Annotated in this window: 24 protein-coding genes; 6 read left to right on the top strand and 18 right to left on the bottom strand. The window is 43.8% G+C overall.

Annotated features, from left to right (window positions below; translation table 11 throughout):
- Window positions 1-247 precede the first annotated feature (247 nt).
- The 5 genes from NSS67_RS06745 to yyaC form a co-directional block, all read right to left on the bottom strand.
- Window positions 248-1,441 carry an SAM-dependent methyltransferase gene (locus tag NSS67_RS06745; RefSeq protein WP_339318851.1) on the bottom strand — a complete coding sequence of 398 codons (1,194 nt, stop codon included), beginning with the start codon at window positions 1,439-1,441 and terminating at the stop codon, window positions 248-250.
- Between the two features lie 82 nt (window positions 1,442-1,523).
- A complete protein-coding gene (locus tag NSS67_RS06740; RefSeq protein WP_339318850.1) occupies window positions 1,524-2,333 on the bottom strand; it encodes a PhzF family phenazine biosynthesis protein in 810 nt (269 codons plus the stop codon).
- Window positions 2,330-3,004, bottom strand: a complete 675-nt coding sequence (locus tag NSS67_RS06735; RefSeq protein WP_339318849.1) for a DUF6483 family protein — start codon at window positions 3,002-3,004, stop codon at window positions 2,330-2,332. Before NSS67_RS06735 ends, NSS67_RS06740 begins: the two co-directional genes overlap by 4 nt.
- Before the next feature lie 243 nt (window positions 3,005-3,247).
- Window positions 3,248-4,048, bottom strand: coding sequence for an alpha/beta hydrolase (locus tag NSS67_RS06730; RefSeq protein ID WP_339318848.1), 801 nt, complete (start codon window positions 4,046-4,048; stop codon window positions 3,248-3,250).
- Window positions 4,049-4,138: 90 nt separating this feature from the next.
- Window positions 4,139-4,666, bottom strand: a complete 528-nt coding sequence (yyaC, locus tag NSS67_RS06725; RefSeq protein ID WP_339318847.1) for a spore protease YyaC — start codon at window positions 4,664-4,666, stop codon at window positions 4,139-4,141.
- A 144-nt stretch (window positions 4,667-4,810) separates the two neighbouring features.
- Between yyaC and NSS67_RS06720 the strand changes: the two genes are divergently transcribed.
- Window positions 4,811-5,035 (top strand): DUF1128 domain-containing protein, encoded by a 225-nt coding sequence (locus tag NSS67_RS06720; RefSeq protein WP_042191840.1) that lies wholly within the window; start codon window positions 4,811-4,813, stop codon window positions 5,033-5,035.
- Window positions 5,036-5,115: 80 nt separating this feature from the next.
- Here NSS67_RS06720 and NSS67_RS06715 read toward each other — a convergent pair whose 3' ends face one another.
- The 4 genes from NSS67_RS06715 to NSS67_RS06700 all read right to left on the bottom strand — a co-directional run bounded on the left by NSS67_RS06715 (window position 5,116) and on the right by NSS67_RS06700 (window position 9,923).
- Window positions 5,116-6,120, bottom strand: a complete 1,005-nt coding sequence (locus NSS67_RS06715) for an asparaginase (protein WP_339318846.1) — start codon at window positions 6,118-6,120, stop codon at window positions 5,116-5,118.
- Window positions 6,121-6,428: 308 nt separating this feature from the next.
- Window positions 6,429-7,265 (bottom strand): sugar ABC transporter permease, encoded by an 837-nt coding sequence (locus NSS67_RS06710; protein WP_339318845.1) that lies wholly within the window; start codon window positions 7,263-7,265, stop codon window positions 6,429-6,431.
- Window positions 7,262-8,569, bottom strand: coding sequence for an ABC transporter permease subunit (locus NSS67_RS06705; protein ID WP_339318844.1), 1,308 nt, complete (start codon window positions 8,567-8,569; stop codon window positions 7,262-7,264). The genes NSS67_RS06710 and NSS67_RS06705 overlap by 4 nt, the downstream gene beginning before the upstream one ends.
- Before the next feature lie 19 nt (window positions 8,570-8,588).
- Window positions 8,589-9,923 carry a maltose ABC transporter substrate-binding protein gene (locus tag NSS67_RS06700; RefSeq protein ID WP_339318843.1) on the bottom strand — a complete coding sequence of 445 codons (1,335 nt, stop codon included), beginning with the start codon at window positions 9,921-9,923 and terminating at the stop codon, window positions 8,589-8,591.
- A gap of 455 nt (window positions 9,924-10,378) precedes the next feature.
- On the opposite strand from NSS67_RS06700, the gene NSS67_RS06695 reads away from it, so the two are divergent.
- The 3 genes from NSS67_RS06695 to NSS67_RS06685 all read left to right on the top strand — a co-directional run bounded on the left by NSS67_RS06695 (window position 10,379) and on the right by NSS67_RS06685 (window position 13,227).
- The gene (locus NSS67_RS06695) at window positions 10,379-12,154 is read left to right on the top strand and encodes a glycoside hydrolase family 13 protein (protein ID WP_339318842.1); all 1,776 of its coding nucleotides are present in this window, start codon (window positions 10,379-10,381) and stop codon (window positions 12,152-12,154) included.
- An 80-nt stretch (window positions 12,155-12,234) separates the two neighbouring features.
- Complete coding sequence (locus tag NSS67_RS06690; protein ID WP_339318841.1) at window positions 12,235-12,744, top strand: YtxH domain-containing protein; 510 nt, start codon at window positions 12,235-12,237, stop codon at window positions 12,742-12,744.
- 150 nt (window positions 12,745-12,894) lie between these two features.
- A complete protein-coding gene (locus NSS67_RS06685) occupies window positions 12,895-13,227 on the top strand; it encodes a DUF5665 domain-containing protein (RefSeq protein ID WP_339318840.1) in 333 nt (110 codons plus the stop codon).
- 112 nt (window positions 13,228-13,339) lie between these two features.
- Here the strand turns inward: NSS67_RS06685 and NSS67_RS06680 are convergent, their stop codons facing one another.
- The 9 genes from NSS67_RS06680 to NSS67_RS06640 all read right to left on the bottom strand — a co-directional run bounded on the left by NSS67_RS06680 (window position 13,340) and on the right by NSS67_RS06640 (window position 23,825).
- Window positions 13,340-14,110 carry a sigma-70 family RNA polymerase sigma factor gene (locus NSS67_RS06680; RefSeq protein ID WP_339318839.1) on the bottom strand — a complete coding sequence of 257 codons (771 nt, stop codon included), beginning with the start codon at window positions 14,108-14,110 and terminating at the stop codon, window positions 13,340-13,342.
- Window positions 14,107-14,559 (bottom strand): anti-sigma B factor RsbW, encoded by a 453-nt coding sequence (gene rsbW, locus NSS67_RS06675; protein WP_339318838.1) that lies wholly within the window; start codon window positions 14,557-14,559, stop codon window positions 14,107-14,109. The genes NSS67_RS06680 and rsbW overlap by 4 nt, the downstream gene beginning before the upstream one ends.
- An 18-nt stretch (window positions 14,560-14,577) precedes the next feature.
- Entirely contained in the window at window positions 14,578-14,916 is a 339-nt protein-coding gene (locus NSS67_RS06670) for an STAS domain-containing protein (protein WP_042131044.1), read from the bottom strand.
- A gap of 98 nt (window positions 14,917-15,014) precedes the next feature.
- Window positions 15,015-16,685, bottom strand: coding sequence for a response regulator (locus tag NSS67_RS06665; RefSeq protein WP_339318837.1), 1,671 nt, complete (start codon window positions 16,683-16,685; stop codon window positions 15,015-15,017).
- 21 nt (window positions 16,686-16,706) lie between these two features.
- Window positions 16,707-17,534: a protein-glutamate O-methyltransferase CheR gene (locus tag NSS67_RS06660; protein ID WP_339320518.1), complete on the bottom strand. Its 828-nt coding sequence runs from the start codon at window positions 17,532-17,534 to the stop codon at window positions 16,707-16,709.
- A 126-nt stretch (window positions 17,535-17,660) separates the two neighbouring features.
- Complete coding sequence (locus NSS67_RS06655; protein WP_339318836.1) at window positions 17,661-21,329, bottom strand: response regulator; 3,669 nt, start codon at window positions 21,327-21,329, stop codon at window positions 17,661-17,663.
- Window positions 21,326-22,498 carry a fused response regulator/phosphatase gene (locus NSS67_RS06650; protein ID WP_339320517.1) on the bottom strand — a complete coding sequence of 391 codons (1,173 nt, stop codon included), beginning with the start codon at window positions 22,496-22,498 and terminating at the stop codon, window positions 21,326-21,328. Before NSS67_RS06650 ends, NSS67_RS06655 begins: the two co-directional genes overlap by 4 nt.
- 235 nt (window positions 22,499-22,733) lie before the next feature.
- Window positions 22,734-23,258, bottom strand: a complete 525-nt coding sequence (locus NSS67_RS06645; protein WP_339318835.1) for a hypothetical protein — start codon at window positions 23,256-23,258, stop codon at window positions 22,734-22,736.
- 60 nt (window positions 23,259-23,318) lie between these two features.
- The gene (locus tag NSS67_RS06640; protein WP_339318834.1) at window positions 23,319-23,825 is read right to left on the bottom strand and encodes a DUF948 domain-containing protein; all 507 of its coding nucleotides are present in this window, start codon (window positions 23,823-23,825) and stop codon (window positions 23,319-23,321) included.
- A 188-nt stretch (window positions 23,826-24,013) separates the two neighbouring features.
- On the opposite strand from NSS67_RS06640, the gene NSS67_RS06635 reads away from it, so the two are divergent.
- Window positions 24,014-24,181, top strand: coding sequence for a DUF1328 domain-containing protein (locus tag NSS67_RS06635; protein ID WP_339318833.1), 168 nt, complete (start codon window positions 24,014-24,016; stop codon window positions 24,179-24,181).
- Window positions 24,182-24,307: 126 nt separating this feature from the next.
- The gene (locus NSS67_RS06630) at window positions 24,308-24,685 is read left to right on the top strand and encodes a hypothetical protein (protein ID WP_339318832.1); all 378 of its coding nucleotides are present in this window, start codon (window positions 24,308-24,310) and stop codon (window positions 24,683-24,685) included.
- Window positions 24,686-24,829 lie beyond the last annotated feature (144 nt).

Here is a 24,829-nt window from a genome sequence, read left to right as displayed (position 1 = left end):
AGCTGTACCGTCCTAATGCTCATTAATAGCTATTTAGTTGCAAAAAGTACAACTAACCTCTGATATTCTCTACTACGTCCTAGTGTAATTGCATAATGTACAACTATTTTTCGAGAATCCCGCCAAATAAGGAGAGTTGTTCGTTTTTAAGTGTACAGAGTGCAACTAATTCACAATAAAGCATCTTCAGAGCGTATTTAGTTGCACAAAATACAACTAAACCAACTTACTCTCCTGAAACGTCGTGCTACCCTTGCACCGACGAACTTTCGCTCGGGAGCAGATCAGCGCATACGCGCTCGAGGTAAGGCTTCGCCCCAATAAAATCGCGGAATGCGGTATATTCACGCCATTTAACGGCGTTATCACCACCCGAGCTCTTAACGGCGCGGATCAAAATATTCTTCGGTGTATTCTCCAAATCGATGAATTCTAGCAGCTGGCTGCTATAGCCCATCATGTCGAGCAATTTGGCGCGGATAGCATCCGTAGCCAAGGCTGAGAACCGCTCCTTAAGTATCCCATGCGACAACATTGGATTCATTACTTCATTCTCAATTTGTGCGAATAATTCATGCTGGCAGCAAGGCACAGACAAGATGACGGAAGCGCCCCAGCGTACTGCTTTTTCGAGTGCGGCATCTGTAGCTGTGTCACAGGCATGAAGCGTTATAACCATATCTACCTGATCCAGCTCATTGTACTCGGCAATGTCTCCAACTAGGAACTTCAGGTGATCGTAACCGATCTTCGTAGCAAGTTCATTGCAATGCTCAATTACATCAGCTTTCAAATCTAGTCCAATAATATTAAGCTCCCGCTTCTTGCGAACGGTCAAATAGTGATAAAGGGCAAAGGTCAAATACGATTTACCACAGCCAAAATCAACAATCGTCAAAGGCCGCCCGGTTGGGAGATCGGCAAGTACATCCTCGACCATCTCCAAGAAACGGTTGATCTGCCGAAACTTATCGTATCGCTTGGCCAGAACTTTACCTTCTCTGTTCATAATGCCGAGCTCCACAAGGAATGGTACAGGGTCCCCATCTTCCAGTACATAACGCTTGCGGCGGTTGTGCGCTAGATCCGGTTCTTCCTTTTTAGTTGGAGACTTAGTAAGGATCGATACTTTGAATTTCTTGCTAATCAGCACCTGATAATCCGCTTCTACTGTACATAACAGACCTTGACGGAATGTCTCTCTGAATAAAAGAGCCATGTCCTCCGCCGCTAATTCTGCTGGTACGTTGCGATGTTCAACCTTTGTACCAATATAAGATGCAAACTGATAGTGCAGCTTACCCTTTAGTTCGATAGGTTTAATCTGCACCTTCGTACAAGTCTCCCCTTTATAGCGCACTTGGCTTAGGGTAGCCATAATCAAGGTACGGTCATTTATCAGTTGTTTAATAAGAGCTGTTAAAGATTCCACAACGCACATCTCACTTTCGGGATTAAAAATGGAGAATCTATGTCTCCTAACCATCATCGTACCATTATATCACGGCTCTACAAGAGGTATCCTAGTAGGGCTTAACATGGAGCTCTCCACTAACTATAGTGAATGCTCGGCCTGATATCTTAATCTGCTCTTTGGTTACCTCTAACTGAAGCAAACCCCCACGTTCGGAAGCTTGATAGGCGGTCAACTGCGTACGGTTTAGTCGATTAGCCCAATAAGGTGCCAGCGCAGTATGCGCAGAGCCTGTAACCGGATCCTCATTAACACCCATCTTCGGTGCAAAGAACCGTGACACACAATCCATGCCTACCGTGGAGCTTTTTGCAGTAACTGCGAAGGCTCTTCCTTGAAGCTTGGATAAAGCCACAAAATCAGGGCGCAGTTCACGCACTCGGGATTCCTGATCGAGTTGTACTAGCACACTGTCAGCATATAGCATAGTTTCCACCACATTCTCTTCGATAATACCAAGTGCTTCTGTAAGACCCGGAATGGTAGGAGATGGCGCAAGCTCATAAGGCGGGAAGTACAGTGAGATTAGATCACCTGAACGAGAAGCTCTGAGCAACCCACTGCGTGTGTAAAACTTAGCTTCTACTGTAGGATCTAGTAATCCCGCCTCCCACAATACATGTGCACTTGCAAGCGTAGCATGACCGCATAAGTTGACCTCAACCTTGGGCGTGAACCAACGCAGTCTATATCCCTCATTCTCCGGCCAGAGAAAGGCTGTCTCTGACAAATTCATTTCTGCTGCTGTTTTCAGCATAAATGCCTCGTCGACTGGATGCTTCAGCAAGCATACAGCTGCCGGGTTTCCTGAATAAGCTTTCTCTGCAAAGGCATCGACAATATATAATGGATTGCTCATAAAATTTCGAACTCCTTCCGAGCCTCTGTAATCCTGTGCCATTCTTTCAAGCCCTGCTCCACTTCCTCCAGTGGAAGCGAGCCATTCTCCAATTCAGCAGGTGATTTAAGCAGTAACCTATTATACAGTGCTTCTCCCTCTCCTGTAACATCTTCACCTTGCTCCAAGAGTCTGTACAAGCTATCTTCCGCTTTACCATATCGCCCTACTGACTCCATATACTTAAGCAGCAGGCGTTCCGTCTTGGCTGGAAGACGATACGCCTTGACTTCCTCCAGGAGTTCATCGATATCAGCTGTCATCTGCAGCATTTCTCGATCAGCACCGTGCAAATCAGCGTACACATATAAATGCAGTGCCCTCATGCTTCTGAATAGTGCTGCGTCATTATCGCCACTTGCAGCATAAATGCTGCCTTCTTCCTTAAGGAGTTTGGCTACACCTTGAAGCTTATCAGACTCCAACACACCGTTAAAACGGAACATATCTATGATATCTTCTACAGATAGTGAATTTAAAAGACGTGAGTTCAGCGGAAAATATCGGTTCAACAGCTCATCAATTTCCCATAAGGCTTCCGTTGTCTTCCGCTCCTGCTTCAGAGTTAGAACCTTGGCAACCATCGCCGTCATATCTTCAATCATCCGGACAATATAGTCTCTTCGGAACATGAACTTCCCCCTTTTCCATACTGTAACTATCAAGCTTTCGTATCCAATTATTATGTGTGTGCTATTCATTTATCTTAAACCATTGCACTACGCTCTGCCACCAAAGCAATTATAGGAAAAAGAATGACTAAGTTCCTTCTGTTTATGTCGCAAAATACCAAGTATCGTATCCCAGAAAAAGAGGCAGCCCACGCCAGTTACTTTGACGCGGAGCTGCCTCTTTTTAAATTATTATTTCAGCGATCACACATGGCTGTTCACCGTAGTTTGGGCGAATTCCTTGATAACCTCTGCTAACCGTTCAGGAGCTTCAAAGAGGCTCATGTGGCCTGCTCCAGAAATCGTAGCTTGCGTTATGTTTGGTTTATCCGAAGTAAAGGTGCGCTCCGCAGGAATGAGTCCATCCTGCTCGCCAGCAACAAGTAGTACTGGCAGCGTGGTAGCTGTGATCACATCACGTCGATCTGGACGTTCGCGCATAGCTAACGCTGCTCCTGCTGCCCCCTGCGGTGGCGTTTTGTAGCCAATTTCTTTTGCTCGTTCCAGCAGCTGCGGTGATGCAGAAGCGGTTGCTTCAGCAAAAATTCCTGGGACAAAGCTGTCCACAAAAGGAGTAATACCTTCATTTTGAATTCTGCTGACACTTTTCAAGCGATTCTCCCGAGCTTCTTCACTATCCGGATATGCCGTAGAATGGATTAATCCGAAGCCCTTCAATCGAGAGGCATAACGCTGCGCGAACGAAAGTGTAATATATCCACCAAGTGAATGTCCCAGCATGGTGCATTCAGAAATTTCAAGTGTATCTAACAAGCCTAGTACATCATCTGCCATTTGTTCAATCGTATAGGGTCCTAGTGGAGCCTCTGAAGCTCCATGACCACGTAAATCGGGAGCAATCACTCGGTAGTCGCTGCTTAAAATGGGAATGACTTGTTCCCAGTATTCAGCACTTCCACAAAAGCCATGCAGTAATACAATAACCTCGCCTTTCCCCTGATCACTGTAGCAAATATTGCTTCCGTCACAACGTACTCTTTCCATGGCTGCTTCCCTCTTTCCAAAATACTAAGATATATTAACTAATATCTATTATTAAGCAAAACAGCTCTCCTTGAAACCGACACCCTGTTCTTAACGTCCAATTCCAAACCCTTTTGCTGCTGCGGCGGCAATTTGTTCAGCCATAACCATAACTCTATGTAGCGGAGTAGTCTGCAGTGTCCGATAGGGCTTCGGGCCATTGATATCTACAATCGCAGCCAAACTATAATGCCCCACTGCGGGAAGGCATACACCCACTGATTGTGCTGGCTGTAACGGTTCATTCGAAACGAAGTAATATCCAAGAGCTACTGGAGGTCCTAGGCAAGCATCCACAGCAATAATGATATGCTCAGATGGAATCTCAGCGACTCTGGCCACCAAATTATCTGCATCGCAAGGAGATGGCAACGTACCGATCACGTGCGGAAAGCCGTATTCCAGAAGTTTGCTGCCAGTTAATGGACCGAGAGCATCACCTGTAGAACGATCCGTTCCGATACACAGAAATGTGACCTTCTCAACTGAATACAGCGCAGCAATTTCCATAAAAAAGGTCACCAATCCTACATCGTCCATCTTGCTTCGTTTTCCGCTTCCCTGTTCTCTGATTGCCAATACCTTTCCTCCCTTCGATGATATTTTTGATTTCATGCCTTTAATTTAACATGATTTCTGTGGGCCCGACAAAAAAATGGTGATCAAGCTCACAAACATGGTAAAATACATGGATCAGTATACAGAGAGGATGTTATTAACCCTATGGACTTAACACAACCTAGTCAGGAAAATGTTGAATATATGATCGAGGCCATCAAGAACAAGCTTAAGATGGCTAGTGCTGCTGCGATGCAAGCCTCAGCTTTTTCAGTAGATAAATATGAAGATATCTTCGATGTCTATGAGGTAGCTATGGGCAGCGATAGACTCAGTATTTCTCAGGTGGAAGCGCTCGTCTCCGAGCTCGGTCGTCTACGTCAGAAATAATTGTTCTGCGCGTACAAAAAGAGCCCTTCACTGCGTATCCAGAGAATGGATGCGCCGCGAGGGGCTTCTTTTTTATGTTTTTATTTCATGAAATGAAGCTGGAATACTGTATCCGCATGGCCTACCCGTGTACCACCGTCATTGTAGATCACACCTGAAAATGCTTTGCGAAGCTTTTCCAAGGTACTTTTCTGACTGTATCCTATCTGATTTAGAATTCCCTGTACAATAAGTCCCCACTCTTCTTCTGATCCATCCAGAATCTTGAAGGCAATGCCCAGTCGCTCACGGCGCAAGCCGAAGCAATACACGCCCTTAAATCCACCCTTAGCAATAATATTATCATCTTCCAAAAGAATTGAATCGAGGCGTCCATAACCAGAAACCATCTCCGGATGAGTATTCATCGCCGCAGTAATCGTAGTGACCGCTTTGCGGGTAGCCTCGTCAGCAATTAAATCAGGATTAGCTAATTTTAAATACGCAGTCGCCAAGGCTGTTAGAGGCATAGCAAATACCGGAAGACCACATCCGTCCGTACCTAGGCCAATACTGTCTGGTGCCACGCCAGCCATATAAGCGATGGTATCTATAATCTCACGCTGTACCGTTTGCTCTGGCTGTGCGTATTCTTCAAGTGGCAGCCCTTTGAGCTTATTGTACGATAAAATCCCCATGTGCTTGCCAGCACAGTTATGATAGAACTTTCTTTTGCCCGCGCCACGAATGGCATTCTCCCTACTCGTATAATCCAGCGGGTAGCTTGTCGCACATATCATTTGTTGCTCATCGATGCCGATCTTGGAGGAAATGTTCTCTAGCGCGGCAACATGATAGCTCTCTCCTCGGTGCGAAGCAGTCATCAGAGCAACCTCAGCGGGTGTAAAACCATAATGCTCCATGATTCCTCCACGAATGCCCGGGATAGCCTGAAGTGGTTTGGCCGCAGAACGGGTAAAGGATACAAACTCAGGATCGCCTGCATATCCCTTTACAGCTCCATTTTCTCCTACGATAGCAATATGTCCACTATGGACACATTCCAGCAAATCCGCCCGATACTCTCGTACTAATACTGTTTCCATGGTACCTCTCCTCTTTTCTCTAGATGCTCTATAACTCACAAGGATTTATTAGTATTCTACATTTAATAAATGCTAGACAATAACCCCGTGCTCCGGGGATTTTTTGTACACCACATACTCCCTTAAGTGTTAGTTCCATGAGGAATTTTACTCCTATTTTCATCATTCTTCAATCATGAAGCTTTCAAACAAGCTTATACTTTCTGATATTTTAAAAAAAACCACTTCCTCCTCAGATTCTTGCTCTTCTGAGATTGAAATGGTTTTTATGGAATTCAGCAATTCTGTACGATGGGATACCATTCGAACTATCCTTTGCTCGCACCAGCGGTCAAACCGTCCACTAGGAAACGCTGAAGGAAAATGAACAGCAAGGTGACTGGGAGAGCAACCAGCACCGCTCCGGCGGCGAACAATGTGAATTCGGTAGAATTGCTTTGATTCACCATCCGAAAAAGACCTACAGCGAGCGTTCTCGTCTCTTCCGTACGCAATACAAGGTCAGCGAATATGAAATCTACAAAGCAACCGTTAAATATCATAAGACTGGCATAGGTAAGCATCGGTTTGGATAGCGGGATCATGATAGAGAGAAAAACCTTCATATGGCTAGCCCCGTCCATCCGCGCAGCATCTTCCAGACTTTTAGGAATGGTATCAAAAAAACCTTTAGCCACAAAAACATTCGTGATAATAGCGCCGCTACTGTATACGAGTACAAGTGCCCAATGAGAATTCAGTAGTCCAAGTGTGTTTAGCAGCACGTAAACCGCAATCATCGCCATGAATCCCGGAAACATCTGCAGAACTAAGAGCACGGTCAGTGTCGCCTTTCTGCCCTTGAATCGATAACGAGAAATCGCATACGAAGTTAACAGCAACAGAAAGGTGCCAAGTAGCGTAGACAGCACCGCAACCTTTAGCGTATTCATGAACCAGATCAAATATTTAGTTTGTTCAAAAAGCTCCTTGTAATGGATGAATGTGAAATGTTTAGGAATCAACGAGTCACTGAACAGACTGTTTCCTGTCTTGAATGAAGACATAATAATCCAGAAGGCTGGAAAAAGACTAATAAAACTGAGCACAATCAGTAGCAAATGGCTTTCAATTGTTTTTATTGCTTCCGTCAGTTTTGGCTTCATGCAATCATATCCTCCTCTTTGTAGGATCGCGTTCGGCGATAGCTCCAGATGGAGAAGGTCGCGACCATCAGGAAGATGACAATCCCGATTACAGAAGCAAAGCTGTACTGCGACTGGTTAAGCGCCAGTTTATAGAGCCAAGTCACCAGTAGATCGGTATGGCCCGCATACTGGTAATTAGGATTGACCGGTTCTCCGTTCGTCATTAGATAAATGACGTTAAAGCTGTTAATGTTACCTGCAAACTGCATGATCAGGATAGGAGCGGTCGCGAACAGCACCATGGGTAGTGTAACCATGCGAAATTTGTAGAATGCCCCGGCTCCGTCCACTTCAGCCGCTTCGTACATATCCCTCGGAATCGTTGTCAGTACCCCAAAGGCCAGAATCATCGTAACCGGAATTCCGATCCACATATTAGCCAGAATAACTGTAACCTTGGCCCAGAATGGATCGGTCAGCCACGCCACCCCATCCAGTCCCACAGCTCTTAAATAACTATTAATCGGTCCGAACTGATTATTGAACATATTGCGCATAACGAGCAGAGAGATCATATTAGGGATGGCGAAGGGAACGATCAGAAGTGTACGCCAAAGCTTTTTACACCGAACACGGGGTTGGTGAATAAGCACGGCAATGAGCACACCTCCAATGTAAGTCGTCACGGTGGCAATAACCGCCCAGATCAGTGTCCAAGTTAACACTCCACCGAAGGTAGAACTCCATACATCCAGACTTATCATCTTCTTGAAATTCCCGAAGCCCACCCAGTCCACAAGATGCGCGGGCGGAAGAATCGGATCGGCATAGTTCGTAAATGCCAGGAATACTGAAAAGATAAGCGGTAATATCGTCAGAAAAACTACAGCCACAAAGGGAATCGCGAGTACAAGATAAGCAAAATTTCTACGACCCATATGTCTGAGCGATTCACCGAAGGAATGAATGGTCCATCTCCCGTCCCGCGCTGCTCCAACCAGGAAAGCATCTCTGATGTTCAGTACATGAAAGGCTGTGTAAAAGAGCAGCGCCAGCAAAGCGATCAAACCATCAATCATCATAAAAATGGAATGGTCGCCTTCCACCATCCGAGTCAGCTTTCCAACCTTGACCATACGACTAGGGAATTCACCAAGTGTGATCAAGCCGCGTAAATAACCGGTCAGATCATAAACGATAAAATAGATCCCGGCAGACCCCACCAGCAGGAATACCAATCCTTTCAGCCACTGTCGGTTGTAGAACTGGCCCAGTCCCGGAATAACAGCCGAGAGTAACGCTGCGCCTATTTTTTTGGGCATCGGTCAAATCACCTGTCCTTTACTTCGACTCCAGATCGGCTTGAATCGTTGTTACTGTCTGATCCAGTGTCTTCTTGACATCAAGACCCGGGTCGTTCCACAGGGATACAAATGCTGCCTTAAGCGGTTCCCAGACGGATTTGATTTCCGAAATGGAAGGCATCGGCACAGAGTGCTGGAACTGCTCGAAGAATCCACTAATAATTGGATCATCTTTGATTTGCGGAGCTTCCCCAGCTTCAATGCTCGCAGGAATGGCTCCCGTCATTTCAAAGTTCTTGAGCTGATTCTCCTTGCTGCTTGCAAAATGCGCGAATAAGCGTCCCGCGATCGGATATGCCGTATAGGAATTGACATAATACGATTTGACGCCGGAAAAAGAAACGCTGTCTTGTCCGTCAGGTCCCTTTGGAAGAGGAACCACACCTAGGTTGACATGATCCTTGAACGCTGCTATCGACCAAGGCCCGTCGATGTTCATCGCCAGCTTGCCTTCCTGAAACAATTGGGTTTTAACGTCATAGGTGATATCTCCTGCATTTAATGGCAGAATTCCTTTTAAGCTCTGTAGAAAGGTGAATCCTTTGACGGTGCCTTCGTTATTCAATCCGATATCCTTGGCATTCGTATTGTTGTCACCGTAGATGTACCCGCCAAAGCTGCCGATGAACGGATAGCTGTAGTACCCGACAAACTCCCACATGATCGCAAATTTGTTCTCTTTCGGCTTATTGTACGTATTGGCAAAAGCAACCACATCATCCCAGGTTTTTGGAGCTTCGGAAATCAGGTCCTTGTTGTAGAACAACGCATAGGTTTCCACCGATTTAGGATAACCGTACAGGATACCGTCATAAGTCGATGCCTGAATGGCTGTCTCCACCATAGTAGATCTCGTTTCTTCCTCAAACACATCATTAGGCAAAAGCAGCCCCGCTGTAACGGCCTGACCGATCTGATCATGCGGGAGAGTCAATACATCGGCAGCTATTTTGGATGGGCCGTCCGTTGCCAGTCTTGCCCCCTGATCGCCACCCGACAATTCCTCAACGGTGACAGGAACGCCGTATTCTTTTTCAAAATCAGCAGCTAACTGCTTCATGTATTCAACCTGCTCCTTGGCTTCCCAGACCATCAATTTAGCTCCTGCTTCCGGCTTCAATTCCTCTTCGGCGGGATTCGTCTCATTTGTAGTCCCCCCCGGCTCGTTCACTGCGGAATTCGGGCTTGAGTTCGGCTGTGCCGTTGAGTTCCCATTGCCTGAACCGCAAGCCGTAACGGTCAAGGCCAACAGTAGACTTAAGGCCAAAGTAAATGATACCGCTTGCATTTTAGAACGTTTACTCTTCTTCATTTGCTCATCTCCCCTTTGTTCATGAGTGATCAGACCTAACACGCATAGAAAAAGAAGCAAACAAAAAAGGTACAACCTCATTTGCACAAAGTGCCGAGGTTGTACCTTTCCAGGTAACAGTGCCTTTAATTTGTATGCGTATTACGAAAAATCAAGTTCGTTCGCCCTCATTCTATAATACCCATAATTTGGATTGCAATAAGAATATGGACCCAAACGGGACGATTTAATAATGCTTTTCTTGTTCTTCCTTATATTTTCTCTTTATTTCAATTGCATACTAAATATTCCACATTGTAAATTCATTTGAAATAATCTCTTGCTTTGATCTTGAGGGGTATGTTAAGATTCAGACAAAATTTAAAGGCAATGAAACCACCAAGGGTTCAACCTCCGAAAATCATGAGGTTGGCCCTTTTTTGCGTTTACATGCCGCGAAGGGATGAAAATTGAATATGATTCAACCAGAAGCCGTTTATCATCGAATGGGACAGAATTGGTCATATGCCTACGATGAGTCTACTCTACACATTCGTATAAGAACCAAACGGGACAATGTGTCACAGATCGATCTTTTCTGCGGAGATAAATACGGGTGGGATAAAACCCATGAGGTCATTCCAATGCAGCATCTGGCTTCTGACAGCTTATTCGATTATTGGCAGGCCGCCGTCCGTCCTATATATCACAGACTTGCTTATTACTTTGCGCTTTATGATAGTGATGAAGTTCTTTATTATTTGGAAAAAGGCTTCTTCTCAGAACCTCCAGCTATTATATATGAGGGCCTATTCGACTTTCCTTTTTTGAACCGTGAAGATGTACACTCCCCTCCATCATGGGTGAAGGATGCAGTGTTTTATCAAATTTTCCCGGAGCGTTTCGCAAATGGTGATCCTACCAACGATCCAGCAGATGTGCTAGATTGGGGAGGCACGCCAAGTCCCCGGAATTTCTTCGGAGGCGACTTGCAGGGTGTACTAGATCATTTGGATTACCTCTGTGAATTAGGTATTACTGCCATATATTTCAATCCTCTATTTGAGGCAACTACCAATCATAAATACGACACAAAGGATTATTTCTTGGTGGATCCTCATTTGGGGACCAACGCATTGCTAAAAGAGCTTGTGGACGCCTGTCATTCCAAAGGCATCCGCGTCATTCTAGACGGTGTCTTTAATCATTGCGGTCATACTTTCCCTCCATTTGTTGATCTGCTCGCCAATGGGCGATCTTCCCGTTATGCTGACTGGTTTCATGTACGTGAGTGGCCACCACAGGTCATCGACAGTATTCCTACCTATGACACGTTTGCATTTGAGCCTATCATGCCAAAATTCAACACTGAGAATCCTGAAGTGAAAGAATATCTGCTGAATGTTGGTCGCTATTGGATTGAGGAAATTGGTATAGACGGCTGGCGGCTTGATGTCGCAAATGAAGTCTCTCATACGTTCTGGCGACAATTCCGCAGTACGATCAAGAGCATCAATCCAGAAGCCTATCTCGTAGGAGAAATCATGCATGATCCCTTGCCGTGGCTACTTGGCGATCAATTTGATGCCGTGATGAATTACCCACTAACAAATATTCAGATTAATTTCTTTACCCACGGTCAAATCAATGCTGCACAATTCTCTCTATCGATTGCTACTATGCTAGCTAATTATCCGCAGCAAATTAATGAGGCCGCCTTCAATCTATTAGACAGCCATGATACAGCTCGGTTCCTGACACTTTGCGGCGGTGATATCCGGAGATTAAAGCTAGCCGTTTTGTTCCAAATGACCATTCAGGGAGCACCATGTATTTATTATGGCGATGAAATCGGTATGGAAGGTAAATATGACCCAGATAACCGAAAATGTATGGAGTGGGACGCCGAGAAACAGAATAGAGAACTGTTCGATTACTACCGCTGGACGATCGGTCTTCGTAAGTCGCATACTGCATTCCGGAGTAGCGGTTTTAAATCGCTGAAAATCCCAGAACACCCAATGCTGCTAGTATATGAACGGTGGGACGAACAAAGCCGTTTCTTAATCGTGCTCAACAATGAAGATGTGATAGCTGACATCAATATTCCTGTGTCCGGGACGGACTCTACCTGGGTAAACCTAAAGACGCAGATGCGAACAGAAACCACCACATCATTACTCCATCTCAATCTACCCGAATTCGACTATGCGGTATTCCAAGCCGTCCATAATTCATCCATAACATTCTAATGCCCTTGCTTATCAATTGTTTCAGCCCATACTCCAAAGTTTATATACGAAGTAAGATAACTTATAAGGAGTGATTGGTGATGAGTAACCTAGAACAAGCAGTAGAAAATGAAATGGATAATGGTAGCAACTTTTTAAAGGGTATCTTTATTGGTAGCTTAATAGGCGCAGCAGCTGCCCTGTTATTCGCACCAAAGCCTGGTCGTGAAATGCGTAGTGATCTAACCGATAAACTTAATCTTGCCACAGACAAGACCAAAGAAGTTGCTGGCATCGTAACTGACAAAACCAAAGCCATTGCCACAACGGTAGGTGAAAAAGCAAGCGATCTGGCTAGTACGGTTTCAGTTAAAGCCACTGATATCTATACTACTGTCAATGATAGCAAGCAACAAATTGCTGCCACCCTTCAAGAAGCTGGCCACCAAATAGGTGAAACTGTAAGTGAAGCTTCAGACAATGTAGCCTCTGATGTGAAAGAGGCCTCTAAAGATGTGGCTGAGGAAGCCAAGTCAACCTCCAAAGAAGTTGCCGATGAGGCTAAGGATGCAAAAGAGGATGTAAAGTCCTCCTATAAATCTACCTACTAAACTACAGCATTACACAGCTATGACTTCAATCAAACAACAGCCAGCTGTCCGCAGCTGGCTGTTGTTTAGTTATACCCTTTATAACGTTGCAGCGAATTTAGCTGATACTTAATATATGCCCGTTCGGGCTACAGAAAGCAGGGATGATGCATGGGCGATTTAAATAGCCAAACAAAACCTCATGAAATTGATGAGCACCCTTTCGAGCTACGACATGAAGTCAAACGTTTAAACAGTCGCCTCGACAAGATTGCTGAATCACTGGAAAAATCAGAATTCAAAGATATTCTCGATAATTACTCAGATCCGAAAAAAAGAATTATCACAAACTTGATGGCCGGTATATCCCGAGGTCTGGGGCTGTCTCTCGGAACGTTCGTAGTCCTTGGTCTACTAGGCTACATCCTTAGTCTGTTTCTTGATATTCCCGTGATCGGAGAATATCTCGGTGAAATCAAAAAATACATCGATGCCAATAGCTAACTGTAGAACACAAATAAAGGACATGCTAATCTCCAGGCACGGAGAGTGGCATGTCCTTATCGTCGAACAGTAGAGTTCAAATCTACGTAATGTATACTACCCTTTAAGTAGCTCAATAGGATGAGTTGGCCATAATCTGCTTTAACTTCTCAGTGGCCCGCTTCTGTATCCGTGAAACGCTCATCTGTGAAACCCCCAGCTTCTGGGCGATTGCCCGCTGAGATTGACCATCTTGGAAGGCTAGCAGCAACACTTGCTGCTCTTGCTCCTTCAATTGCCCTAGTGCTTGCTGCAGATCCATTCGTTTCTCTACAGTCTCATAATCATTCGCATCAGAGCTGATAAGCTCTCCTAGCGTAGCTCCGGTCTCTTCTTGAGAAAGCGGAGAATCTAGAGATACATAATGGTAACATTCTCTACCTGCCAGTACTTCTACAGTTTCTTCAACAGACAGATCAAGATAATGAGCAATCTCATCGACCGCAGGAGAACGTTCAAGCTTAACTGTTAGTTCATCAATCGCGTGTTGAACAAGCGCTCCTTTTTCTTTAATCCGTCTAGGAACCTGTATGTACCAAGATTTATCACGCAGATAATTCTTCATATGTCCTATCATACTTTTCATCGCATAGGGCTCAAAAGGGATTCCGAGACTGATATCATACTGCTGCAGTAACCGGATGAGCGCCATTTGCCCGACCTGATATAAATCCTCATACAAGTCGGGGCGGTTGCGTGAAATTTTTCCAGCAGCCATTTTTACCATAGGCTCATATTTCTGAATCAGCAACGTTGCCTGATCGTTATCCTTGGTTTGTTGGTACTCCCAAATTTGGGTGACTGCTTCATTCATGGACTCGGGGGGAGTCACCTTTTCATTCATACTTTCTCCTCGCTAAAATTAAGGTGTTTCTTCAAAGTTACCACCGTCCCTTTTCCGGCTTCACTTACGACGCTAACATCATCCATCAACGCTTGCATTAAGTAGAACCCTAACCCGCCAACCTGAACGTCACTTAACTCCTTATCATGCAGTGTCATACGTTCACTAGACTTGTCCAAACCGTCAAAGCTCTCCCCCTCGTCTTTGACTGTTATGGATAAGGCACTTGCTCCTACCTCAAAGATAACATCTACTACTCCGTCTTTTTGACCATAAGCATATAATACTGAATTGTTACACGCCTCTGACACTGCCACTTTCATGTCTTCTATATCCTCATAGGTGAAACCCATTTTCGAGGCAATGCCGTATAAATTCAACCTAACAATATCCACATACTCTGCGCTAGCAGGCAGCTGAAGAATTACTTTTTGCACATCATCACTCATTCTTTGTTCTATCCTTTCCTAGTGGGAATTCTCTTGGGAGGCAAAAAACTTGGAAATACCTGTCATATCAAACAGCTTCTGAATTTGTGGAGGAACATCCTCAACCATAAACTTAACGTCCATTCCTTGTCTTGACTTCAGGATCGAAAGTAGAATACCAATCCCTGTGCTATCGATGTATTTTAGTTCCTTTAGATTAATAACTAAATCTAGTTTCGTATCTCCCACTAGCGGCTCCATTACCAGACGGAAATCGGAAGCAACTGATAAATCAAGTTCACCGCTCAGGAAAACTGTGCATACATTTCCTTTTGTTTCTGTCTTAGCATGGAATTTGTTACTTTTATGCGTATTCATTAAGCGATCTCTCCTGAACAAATATTTTCTATATTAATAACCTTCATGACATACCCTTGAATCAAACAACGTAAAAAAACTTATTGGTAAATACTAGATTACGCCTGGAAAATAGATATGTCAGGTTCAACTATCAAATTATCGTGACTAGAATATCGAGAAATAATTTGTTTTATACTACTCATCTTCAGCGGTTTGCTGATGTAATCATCCATTCCTGCATCCTTACAGCGATTCTGAATCCCTTCCATGACGTTCGCAGTCATTGCAATGATAACAGTCTTCTTGGCAGCAGAACCGCCATCTCGACGAATATGGGCAGTTGCCTCCAAGCCATCCATCACTGGCATTTGAAGGTCCATAAAGATAAAATCATATGGATGTTTAATCGCCATATCCACCGCCTGTTGACCATCTTCAGCCATATCCGCCGCATAGCCCAGCTTATCCAGCATGCTGACCATTAGACGCTGATTGATGGGGTGGTCATCCACAACAAGGATTCTACTTCTCCCCTCTTGATTGGAAACAGGATGAATGGATTCCTCTTCTTGATATCCGCCTATCAAATCTTCTCCTGGCATGGACGCCTGAATCGTAAAGATAAAGGTGGCTCCTTTTTCCTCCGTCGATTCTACCCGAATTTCTCCGCCCATCATTCCTACAAGAGATTTACATATAGCTAGTCCCAGACCTGTTCCTCCATATTTCCGTGTCATGGAAGAATCAAGCTGCGAGAAGGGCTCAAATAATCGATCACATTTTTCCGGAGAAATCCCAATCCCCGTATCCATAATGGTGAATTCAACTTCCAGCTTATGATCAGCAGCGTTCTTGATCGAGGCGACTAAATAGACCCCACCTTGATTCGTAAACTTAACTGCGTTAGCGATCAGATTGATTAATACTTGGCGTAAACGAGCCATATCCCCATATAAAAGTCTAGGCAGTTTCTGATCAATAAAATAAGCGAGCTCCAGGTTCTTCTTTCCCGCTTCCATCGAAAAGAGACTGAATACCTCTTGAATACAATTTCGGAGTTCGAACAAGTGCTCCTCGACTTCCATTTTTCCAGATTCCATTTTAGTAAAATCAAGAATGTCGTTTATAACCGTAATCAACGTATCCGCACTTTTCCGAATAATCTCCGAATATTCCTTTTGCTCTGTAGTAAGATTAGTCTCCATTAACAGATCAATCATGCCAACTACGCCATTCATAGGTGTACGAATCTCATGGCTCATCATGGCTAGAAATTCCGACTTTGCTTTAGAGGCAATCTCCGCCTCTTCCTTTGCCTTGATAAGCTCGCTGTTTATGATTTCCAGTTCATTCGTCTTTTGCTGTAGCAGCATGGTTTGAGTCTGATGCTTCTGGCTAGTGATATACATTTCGACAAAGCCTTGTATCTTAGACTTCAAAATTTGAGGAATGAAAGGCTTGACCATATAATCAATAGCCCCTGCCGAATAGCCCGCAAATAAATGCTCCGCTTCTTTGCTATTGGCAGAGATAAAAATAATAGGAATTTCCTTCGTTTTTTCTCTGGCCTTGATCAATTTTGCAGTTTCAATTCCATCCATACCTGGCATCTGAACGTCCAGTACGATGACAGCAAAATCATACCTTAACAAACAGCGCAACGCTTCTTCACCGGAGGTAGCTTTAATCAGCTCGTAATGCTGGCTCTCAAGCACTGCCTCCAGCGCCAGCAAATTTTCAGGACGGTCGTCAACTAGTAGTATATGAATTGGTTCTTGAAACCCCATAGGACCACCCTCCTACATGCGTTATTTTATGTTACGGTATATTTTCTCCACTCTATCTAAAGATTCATAGCAATCGCTATATTTTGAAAAGTGAATGGACTCTTTAGAGCCCAGCACAAGAATTCCAAAGCGACTTAGACTTTCATGAAACAAGCCGTGTACATGATCACGAAGCTCATCATTGAAATAGATCATTACATTCCGGCAGAAAATAACATTAAACTCATTAAAGGAAGTATCTGTAGCCAGATTATGCTCAGCAAAAATAATATTTTTGCGTAAATAAGGTTGTAAAATTACCGAGTTGTACTTTGCAGTATAGTATTCGGAGAATGCCCGAGTACCTCCTGCTTCCAAGTAATTCTTAGTGTATTGCTTCATTCTGCTAAGATCATATACGCCTTCCTTAGCCTGCTGTAAAGAACGCTCATTCATATCTGTGGCGTAAATTCGAGCCTTATCATAAAGCCCTTCTTCATGTAGCAGGATGGCCATAGAATAAACTTCTTCCCCAGTGGAGCATCCGGCATGCCAGATACGAATATAGGGATAAGTTCTTAACAAAGGAACTACCTTCTGGCGAAAGGTTAGAAATAATCCCGGATCCCTGAACATTTCAGTAACAGGAATAGAGAGACTGTAGACAAATCGTTCAAAACAGGCACGATCATGCAGTACCTTCTCTTGTAGCGCGGATATGCTGAGTACATTCTCCGCATGAACATGATGCCAGATGCGTCGCTTCAATGAAGGCAACGCATAATTCCGGAAATCATAGCCATATAAACGGTGTACCCCATCAAGAAGCAGCTCAATTTCAATTTGCTCTAATTCTTCACTTCCCGCCATAACGGGCTGCTCCTCATATCCGTGTTCTGTTGCTTTCATCGTTTTCCCGACTCCCTTATCAACACGCCGTACTTTTGAAGAATGGCTTTTTGTTAGTTCTTTTAAAGTATTACCCCAATATAGTGGTTACGAATACAGCCAGACTCGCATTAAAGATAGAAGTTGACCTGTTGCGATCGGCTTTTTCATATAGTCAGAGGCACCAGCTTCAATACATTTGGCGCGATCCTCTTTCATAGCTTTGGCAGTAAGCGCAATAATAGGCAGTTTCTGATACTGCGGCATCTCGCGGATCCGGCGCATAGCTTCGTATCCGTCCATTTCCGGCATCATCATATCCATCAGCACAAGATCGAAATCTTCTTGCTCTACCAACATTTCCAGCGCTTCGCGTCCATTCTCTGCAAACTTCACTTCCATGTGATACTCTTCGAGCACACTGGAAAGCGCAAAGACATTGCGAATATCATCATCGACGAGCAGTATTTTCTTCCCTTCGAACAATTCTTCTTTATTATGAAGCTTCTGCAGAATCTTACGTTTATCTTCCGGAAGATTGGCTTCTACCCGGTGTAGGAACAATGTTGTCTCATCCAATAACCGTTCTGGAGAACGTACATCTTTGATAATGATTGATTCCGCATATTTGCGTAGCTGCGTCTCTTCTTTGCTGTCCAAATCCTTACCTGTATAAATAATAATAGGTAGATCATTTAATTCTTCATCATCACGAATCTGATCGAGCAAATCGAAACCTGTCATATCCTCAAGCATCAGATCCAGAACCATACAATCATATCGCTGCTTCCGCAGCTCATTCAGTGCCTCACCGCCAGTTGAAACTGCGGTTATAGCCACATCATCATGACCTATCAATTCCATAATGGAACGACGCTGAATCTCATCATCCTCTACAATTAGCAAATACTTCAACGTACTGGAAGTGTAGTTCTCAATTTGCGAGAACGCCCGCTCTAGAGCATCTCTAGAAGATGGTTTTCTTAAATAAGCCATAGCCCCCATCATGAGTCCCTGCTTCACTTCATCATTCACAGAGATGACATGGACAGGAATGTGACGGGTCTGTGATGCACTTTTTAGCTCTCTAAGAATGGTCCAACCGTCCATAACTGGCAGCTGAATATCTAGAATAATCGCATCAGGCAGATAAGTCTTCGCCATCTGTAATCCAGTATCGCCTTGGAGGGCTACCAGTCCTTTGAATTTCCGACCATGAGCCATGTCCAGCAATATTTTCGCAAAGCTCTCATCGTCTTCTATAATAAGCAGAACCTTATCATCTGCAGTCAAATGATCACGATCATCATCTATCATTAATTGTGGTATAGGCGCATGAACCGGAGTTGGTACAAGGGTTGGAAGCATATCTCCCATATATTCCTCGAAGGTTGCATCCTCTTTAGAAGCAGCAGCTTCTATAACTGCAGGCTGCTTATTATAACTACCTTTAATCGGCAAATACATAGTAAAGGTACTACCTTGGCCCTCACGTGATTCCAGCACAATAGCTCCACCCATTAAACGTGCTAGCTCACGGCTAATGGACAAGCCTAAGCCTGTACCCCCAAATTTACGGCTGGTTGTTCCATCCACCTGTTGGAAGGCTTCGAACACAATATCGGTTTTGTCCGCTGGAATACCAATTCCACTATCCTTCACAGCAATAGCAATATATTCAACTTCACCTGGCAGATCTAGAGGAAGAAGATTGGTATCTGCTTGGCTAACCGAAAATTCGATGAATCCTTCCATCGTAAATTTAAAGGCATTAGAAAGCAGATTTCTTAGCACCTGCTTCAATCGATGACCGTCGGCAATGACGGAATCTGGCAGTGGCTCGTTAAAGGTAATCCGTAAGGACAGTCCTTTTTTGAGCGCTTGCGGAGCAAAATTCTGCTTCACAAAGCTCTTCAGCTCGGTCAATTTAATTTCTTCTTGGTTCAGTTCCATTTTGCCTGCATCAACCTTGGACAAGTCCAGAATTTCATCGATCATCTTAAGCAAGTCAGCACCTGACATATAAATTGTATGTGCAAATTCAACCTGCTTCTCTGATAAATTGCCATCCTTATTCTCCGTAAGTAGTTGAGATAGGATCAAAAGACTGTTCAGTGGAGTTCGCAATTCATGGGACATGTTCGCCAGGAACTCTGATTTATATTTACTAGTAACGGATAATTGCTTGGCCTGTTTCTCTAGTTGGATTTTCGCGTGCTCAATTTCATCTTTCTTCTCTTCAACCTCCTGCACTTGCTCCTCTAATTCACGGGTCTTGGCAACAAGTTCCGTATTATAATGCTCCAGTTCTTCCTGCTGACGCTGAAGAAGCTCTTCTGAACGTTTAAGCGCATCCGTCTGCTCCTCCAAATTCTCATTGGAACGACGTAATTCCTCTTGCTGTGTCTGTAATTCCTCTGACTGACACTGCAGCTCTTCCGTAAGAGCTTGTGAATCACGCAACAATTTCTCCACGATCAGACGACGGCTAATATTATTGAAAATAATGCTTAAATTATTCGCAAGCTGTTGCAGTAAATCATTTTTCAGACTGCTAAACGGCTGGAATGAAGCGAATTCTACCACACCGAGCAGTTCGTCTTCAAAAATAAGTGGATGGATAGAAATATATCCAGGTTGTGCATCCACGAATCCAGACTTAACGGATAAATAGTCTTCTGGAGCCTGCTCCAGTCTGATCGGGTGCATATCGAGCGCACTTTGTCCTACGAGTCCTTCTCCAATCATAAACCTGTCCTTAGGTTTCTTATCATTATCTACTGCATAATAACCACTGCTTCGTAAAAAATCGGGATGCTCAGCATCTTTCAAATATACAGCTCCGAACTGGGCTCCAAGCACAGGAGTAAACTCGTTGATAAAGGTCTGTGAGACCTGATCCAAGGAGCTAACACCTCGCAATAGTTCCGTCACCCGAGCAACGTTCGCATTCAGCCAGGATTGGTCATTCTGCGCTTGCGCATAGGCCTGTTCCAGCTGCTGCTTCTGTTCGAGATCTAAAGCCATTTTCTTAAAGACAAGGGCAACCTCACCAATTTCATCTTTAGTTGTAACCTTTATACGCCGTATAGCTCTTACTCTACCGTTGCCAAAGCTTGTAATCATCATCGAAACGACATTAAGCCCCCGAGTGATGCTTGGAATAATCCATAGGACCACACCAAGTCCGAGAAGTAAGCCTAGAATCATCATTAGGACTACCATCTGAGTCGAGCTTTTATAAGCTTCGTTAGCCTTTGTACTCTCTTCGTTCATTATAAAAGCATTATAATCAGAGAGACTGTTCAGGGCGTTTAACACCGCATTCTGAATCGATTGTCCCTCTGTGTTAGAGTAAGTAGTTGCGTTCTGGAAATAACCTGCTGATAGCAGCTCCAATATCTTTTCCTGATAATTTAAATAGGTGGTGTACGCATTATCTATTTGACTAACCATTTGCATTTCTTCAGCGCTGGTCATCGACGCTTTTATCTTCTCATAATGCTCATTCGCTTTAGTGATCTTTTTATCAATCTCATTCTTTTGCGATTCTACTGATGATGCATCTGCACTTAACATGGTCGTGGTCAATATTCGCGCCATATCATTGACTTCTCCACGCATCCCTGAAGAAGAACGCCCCTTCATATATCGATCCTGATACCCTTCCAGTTGGCTATTCATATAATTTAAGCGGTCATATCCTATCATCGTAAGTGCAAGCATAATCGCTAACATGGCACTGAAGCCAATTAATAGTTTAGCCTTTATCTTCATTCTCTATCTGTTCCCTTCATCAATGAGATCCACACTATACATTTATCATCGTCACGCTCTTTAGGAACCTCAGCATTGAAAAAGGCCGCCCGAATAGCTTCTTCGTTCCACTCATGTTCAATATTTAAATGCTGAATCATAAATTCCAGCTGCTCCTCCTGTTCACCTTCAACCAGTTCCAGAAGACCATCTGTATATAGAACTAGATGTCCTTCATCTTCAAAGGTTAGACTCTGTGGCTGAATATCGATTTGTTCAAACAGGCCCACAGGATGGCAGTTACTTTCCAGCAAGACCGGAGTTTTAGCCTCGCCCTCAAAAAACAGCGCAGGTGGATGTCCGGCGTTGACATAGTCAATACGCTTTAGACGGGTATCTATCACGAGATAAATAGTCGTAAAGTAATATTGGATCAGCTTTTTCTCAATATAGAGCTGGTTAAACCTTCGATTGAGCTCCTGAATCACCTTTTCCGGCTCTACATACGTAGTTACCGTGTCCTTTAACACAGAAGCAAGAAACATACAAAAAAGAGACGACGATATTCCGTGTCCCATAATGTCCAGCAGGATCACGCCATATCGGCCATCACCAAGGGGGTACCACGCATATAAATCACCGGCGAGCTCAGAGGATGGCTGGTAGATGGCATGGACCTCAAAATTCTCATCCTGAAGCGGCAAGCTTAGCACTGCATTCTGGACAAGTGCTGCAAGTCTCAATTCCTCCTGAATTCGCTGATCTCGTTCCTTATGCCAATCTTTCTCTCGCTTCAGCCGCAGTGCGAGCCGAATTCGGGCCATCAGCTCCACTTTATTAATAGGTTTTGTAACATAATCCACTGCACCTGCATCCAGTGCTTCTGCCAGCTTCTTGGAATCACCAACAGCTGTAACCATTATTATTGGAATATCCTTAAGGTGTTCGTAATGCTGTACAACACGACATGCCTCGATTCCATCCATTTCTGGCATCATCATATCCAGTAAAATCAGATCAATATCTGACATCCGAGGACGTCCATCCTCACTTACAGAACCGATACCGAGCCGCGTAAGCATCTCTTTGGCAGAGGATGCGGTTACGAAATTTCGGTAATCTTCTTTTTTCAGGATTTCTCGGATAATGATAACATTAGTCGGATTGTCATCAACGATTAAGATTCTCATCATCTTCACCTCACACAAATAGTATTTCGACCGTAAAATTCTGCGACTCATTACCTATATCATACGCTATTTTAATCTGTTTTTTCTATTCTCATAATATGTAAATATAGTAATAGGTTCATTTACGTCTTCAGCAAAGTAACCTCCAGAACCACTAGATCTAGTGGTTCTGGAGGTTACTCTATGGTAAAGACAGCCCCTGCTTATTAACCTATATAATCAAAAGTGAAACACATTAAGAAGAAATACTATCAAATAAATCAATACCTTCAAATTCACCAGCCAAATTCCGATATATTTTGAGCGCATTATTCCCTCTCATATACACGTCACCATCTTCGGCTATAAAGTACGGTTTACCCAAGGTCGATTGCAGATTATCCTTCAAGGGATCAATTTTCACTCCATTCACATGTAGACCGAACTGCTGTGCTTGAGCAGGTGAGACATGCACATATAGTACAAACCCCTCACCCACACCTACTGATACATCAGCATATTGGTATTCCACTGTGTTTTGCCATGGATCATTAACAATCTCAAGCGGTGTGCCCTTAGTCAGAAGCAATTCTTCCTCCGTGGCATAAAGAGAAACTCCCGCCAAAGAATCAAAGCGACTTATATATGGACTGGATTCAGCAGTATGCTCAAAGGCCAGAACAGACTTAGGCTGTTCAATAAATGATGAGACAGGCGCTAACTGTGGAGACGCATCAAAGTATGGGAAAAGAAGACTAAACAAAAGAATAATTGTGTTCATGTTGTTGTCCCACCTTTCTTATCTGCAGCCGCCATTTACAGAAGACTTGCTACCTTAAGTTTAATGACGGAATTTTTTCCAAAGAGTTGCAGCTACATCTATACTTTTTAACACTGTAGCCATTTTCCCCGGTGCTTTATCGGCATTAACGGCATCATAGGAGTTAACCGTACGTTCCTCGGCTGGAGTCAGCGGAGCCTCTTTTATAGATACACCCTTACGCTTCTCCCTCAGTTCATGCGATTTACGATATTTCTCAATCACAGTTACCGACACTTGCTTGACGGTTAAAGTTAATTCATTCATAACTTCCCCCAAATTCTTCACAGAATCTATGACAGGATCGATCTTTTGGATCTTGTTCTGTACATCAGCAGTAATTTCGTTTGCATGTCTAACTGTAGTTTTCACTTCATAAGTCAGCTCATCCATCGTCTTCTGCACTTCAACCAAGGTCTGGCTCACTTTGTCGAGAGATTCCTTCGCTGATTTCAAAGTCTTAATTAGAAAGAAAACAAGTATTGCGAATGCAACAGCGACGAGAGCTACACTTAATTCAATGATCATATTCAAAACCCCTTCCAAATCTTATAAATAGCGGCCAATCAGCCTTGTATACTGCTTAGTTACCCCTACTATCATTTGCCGAAACAATTTGTCGAGCGTTGTCAAGACTCCCTTCTCCCCTATGTTTCAGAATCAAAGTCCCCGTTTATACAATGACTACAAATCAAAAAAAGGATAGGTGATATGTAATGTTAAAATGGTCCGTAATTCTACTAGTTGTAGCTGTGATCGCTGGAATCTTTGGTTTCTTCAATCTTGTAGCAGCCGCTGCAGGTCTTGCAAAAATACTATTCTTCGTCTTCTTGGTTCTGTTTATTGTTTCCCTCTTCACGGGCCGCAGAGGTAGATCGATGTAACCTCCTCCCATATCTATCCATATAACTTATTCATCATGCAGAAAGTATAGGTCATTCCCACACAGATGTCACTTGAGAAAATAAGAAAAAGTTATGAAGCTAGTCCATAATGAGGAGGAACTAAACATGAAAAAATTCGCCAGCATTACAGTAGCCTTGGGGCTTATGGCTTCGATAGCAGCTACAGCATCAGCCGCGGAAGTAACAGGTACAACAACAGATTCTACGACGGTAACTGGAAGCACTTACACTAATACTTTTGAAACGATCATTACGCCGTCGGATATTTCTCCAGCGACACCACAAATTGTTCTAACCGAAAAAATAGCTTTCCATTTTTCCATTGGCAGTATGATTCCCGCAGGCTGGCTTAGCGCTCAAACGCTTGACACCACAGGTGAAGTCATTACGGATTCTTGGGGCAATGAATGGAGACAAGTTTACACTTGGCTAGGAAAAGCTTGGGTTATGGTTCCTGTAGCTGCCAATGTAATAACGCCATAATTTGAATATGAAGGGGGTGTCCAAAGGAGCCATTAAATTGGCCCATGGTGCATCCTCTTTTTTGTGTGGTGAGTGCGGCTGTTCTAAATAGACGATAAAAAAAGGCTACCCCCTCAGTAGAAAATTCTACTGAGGGGATAGCCC

Source organism: Paenibacillus sp. FSL R10-2734 (assembly GCF_037963865.1).
GTDB lineage: Bacteria > Bacillota > Bacilli > Paenibacillales > Paenibacillaceae > Paenibacillus_AQ.
This window is presented reverse-complemented; position numbering and strand designations above follow the sequence as displayed.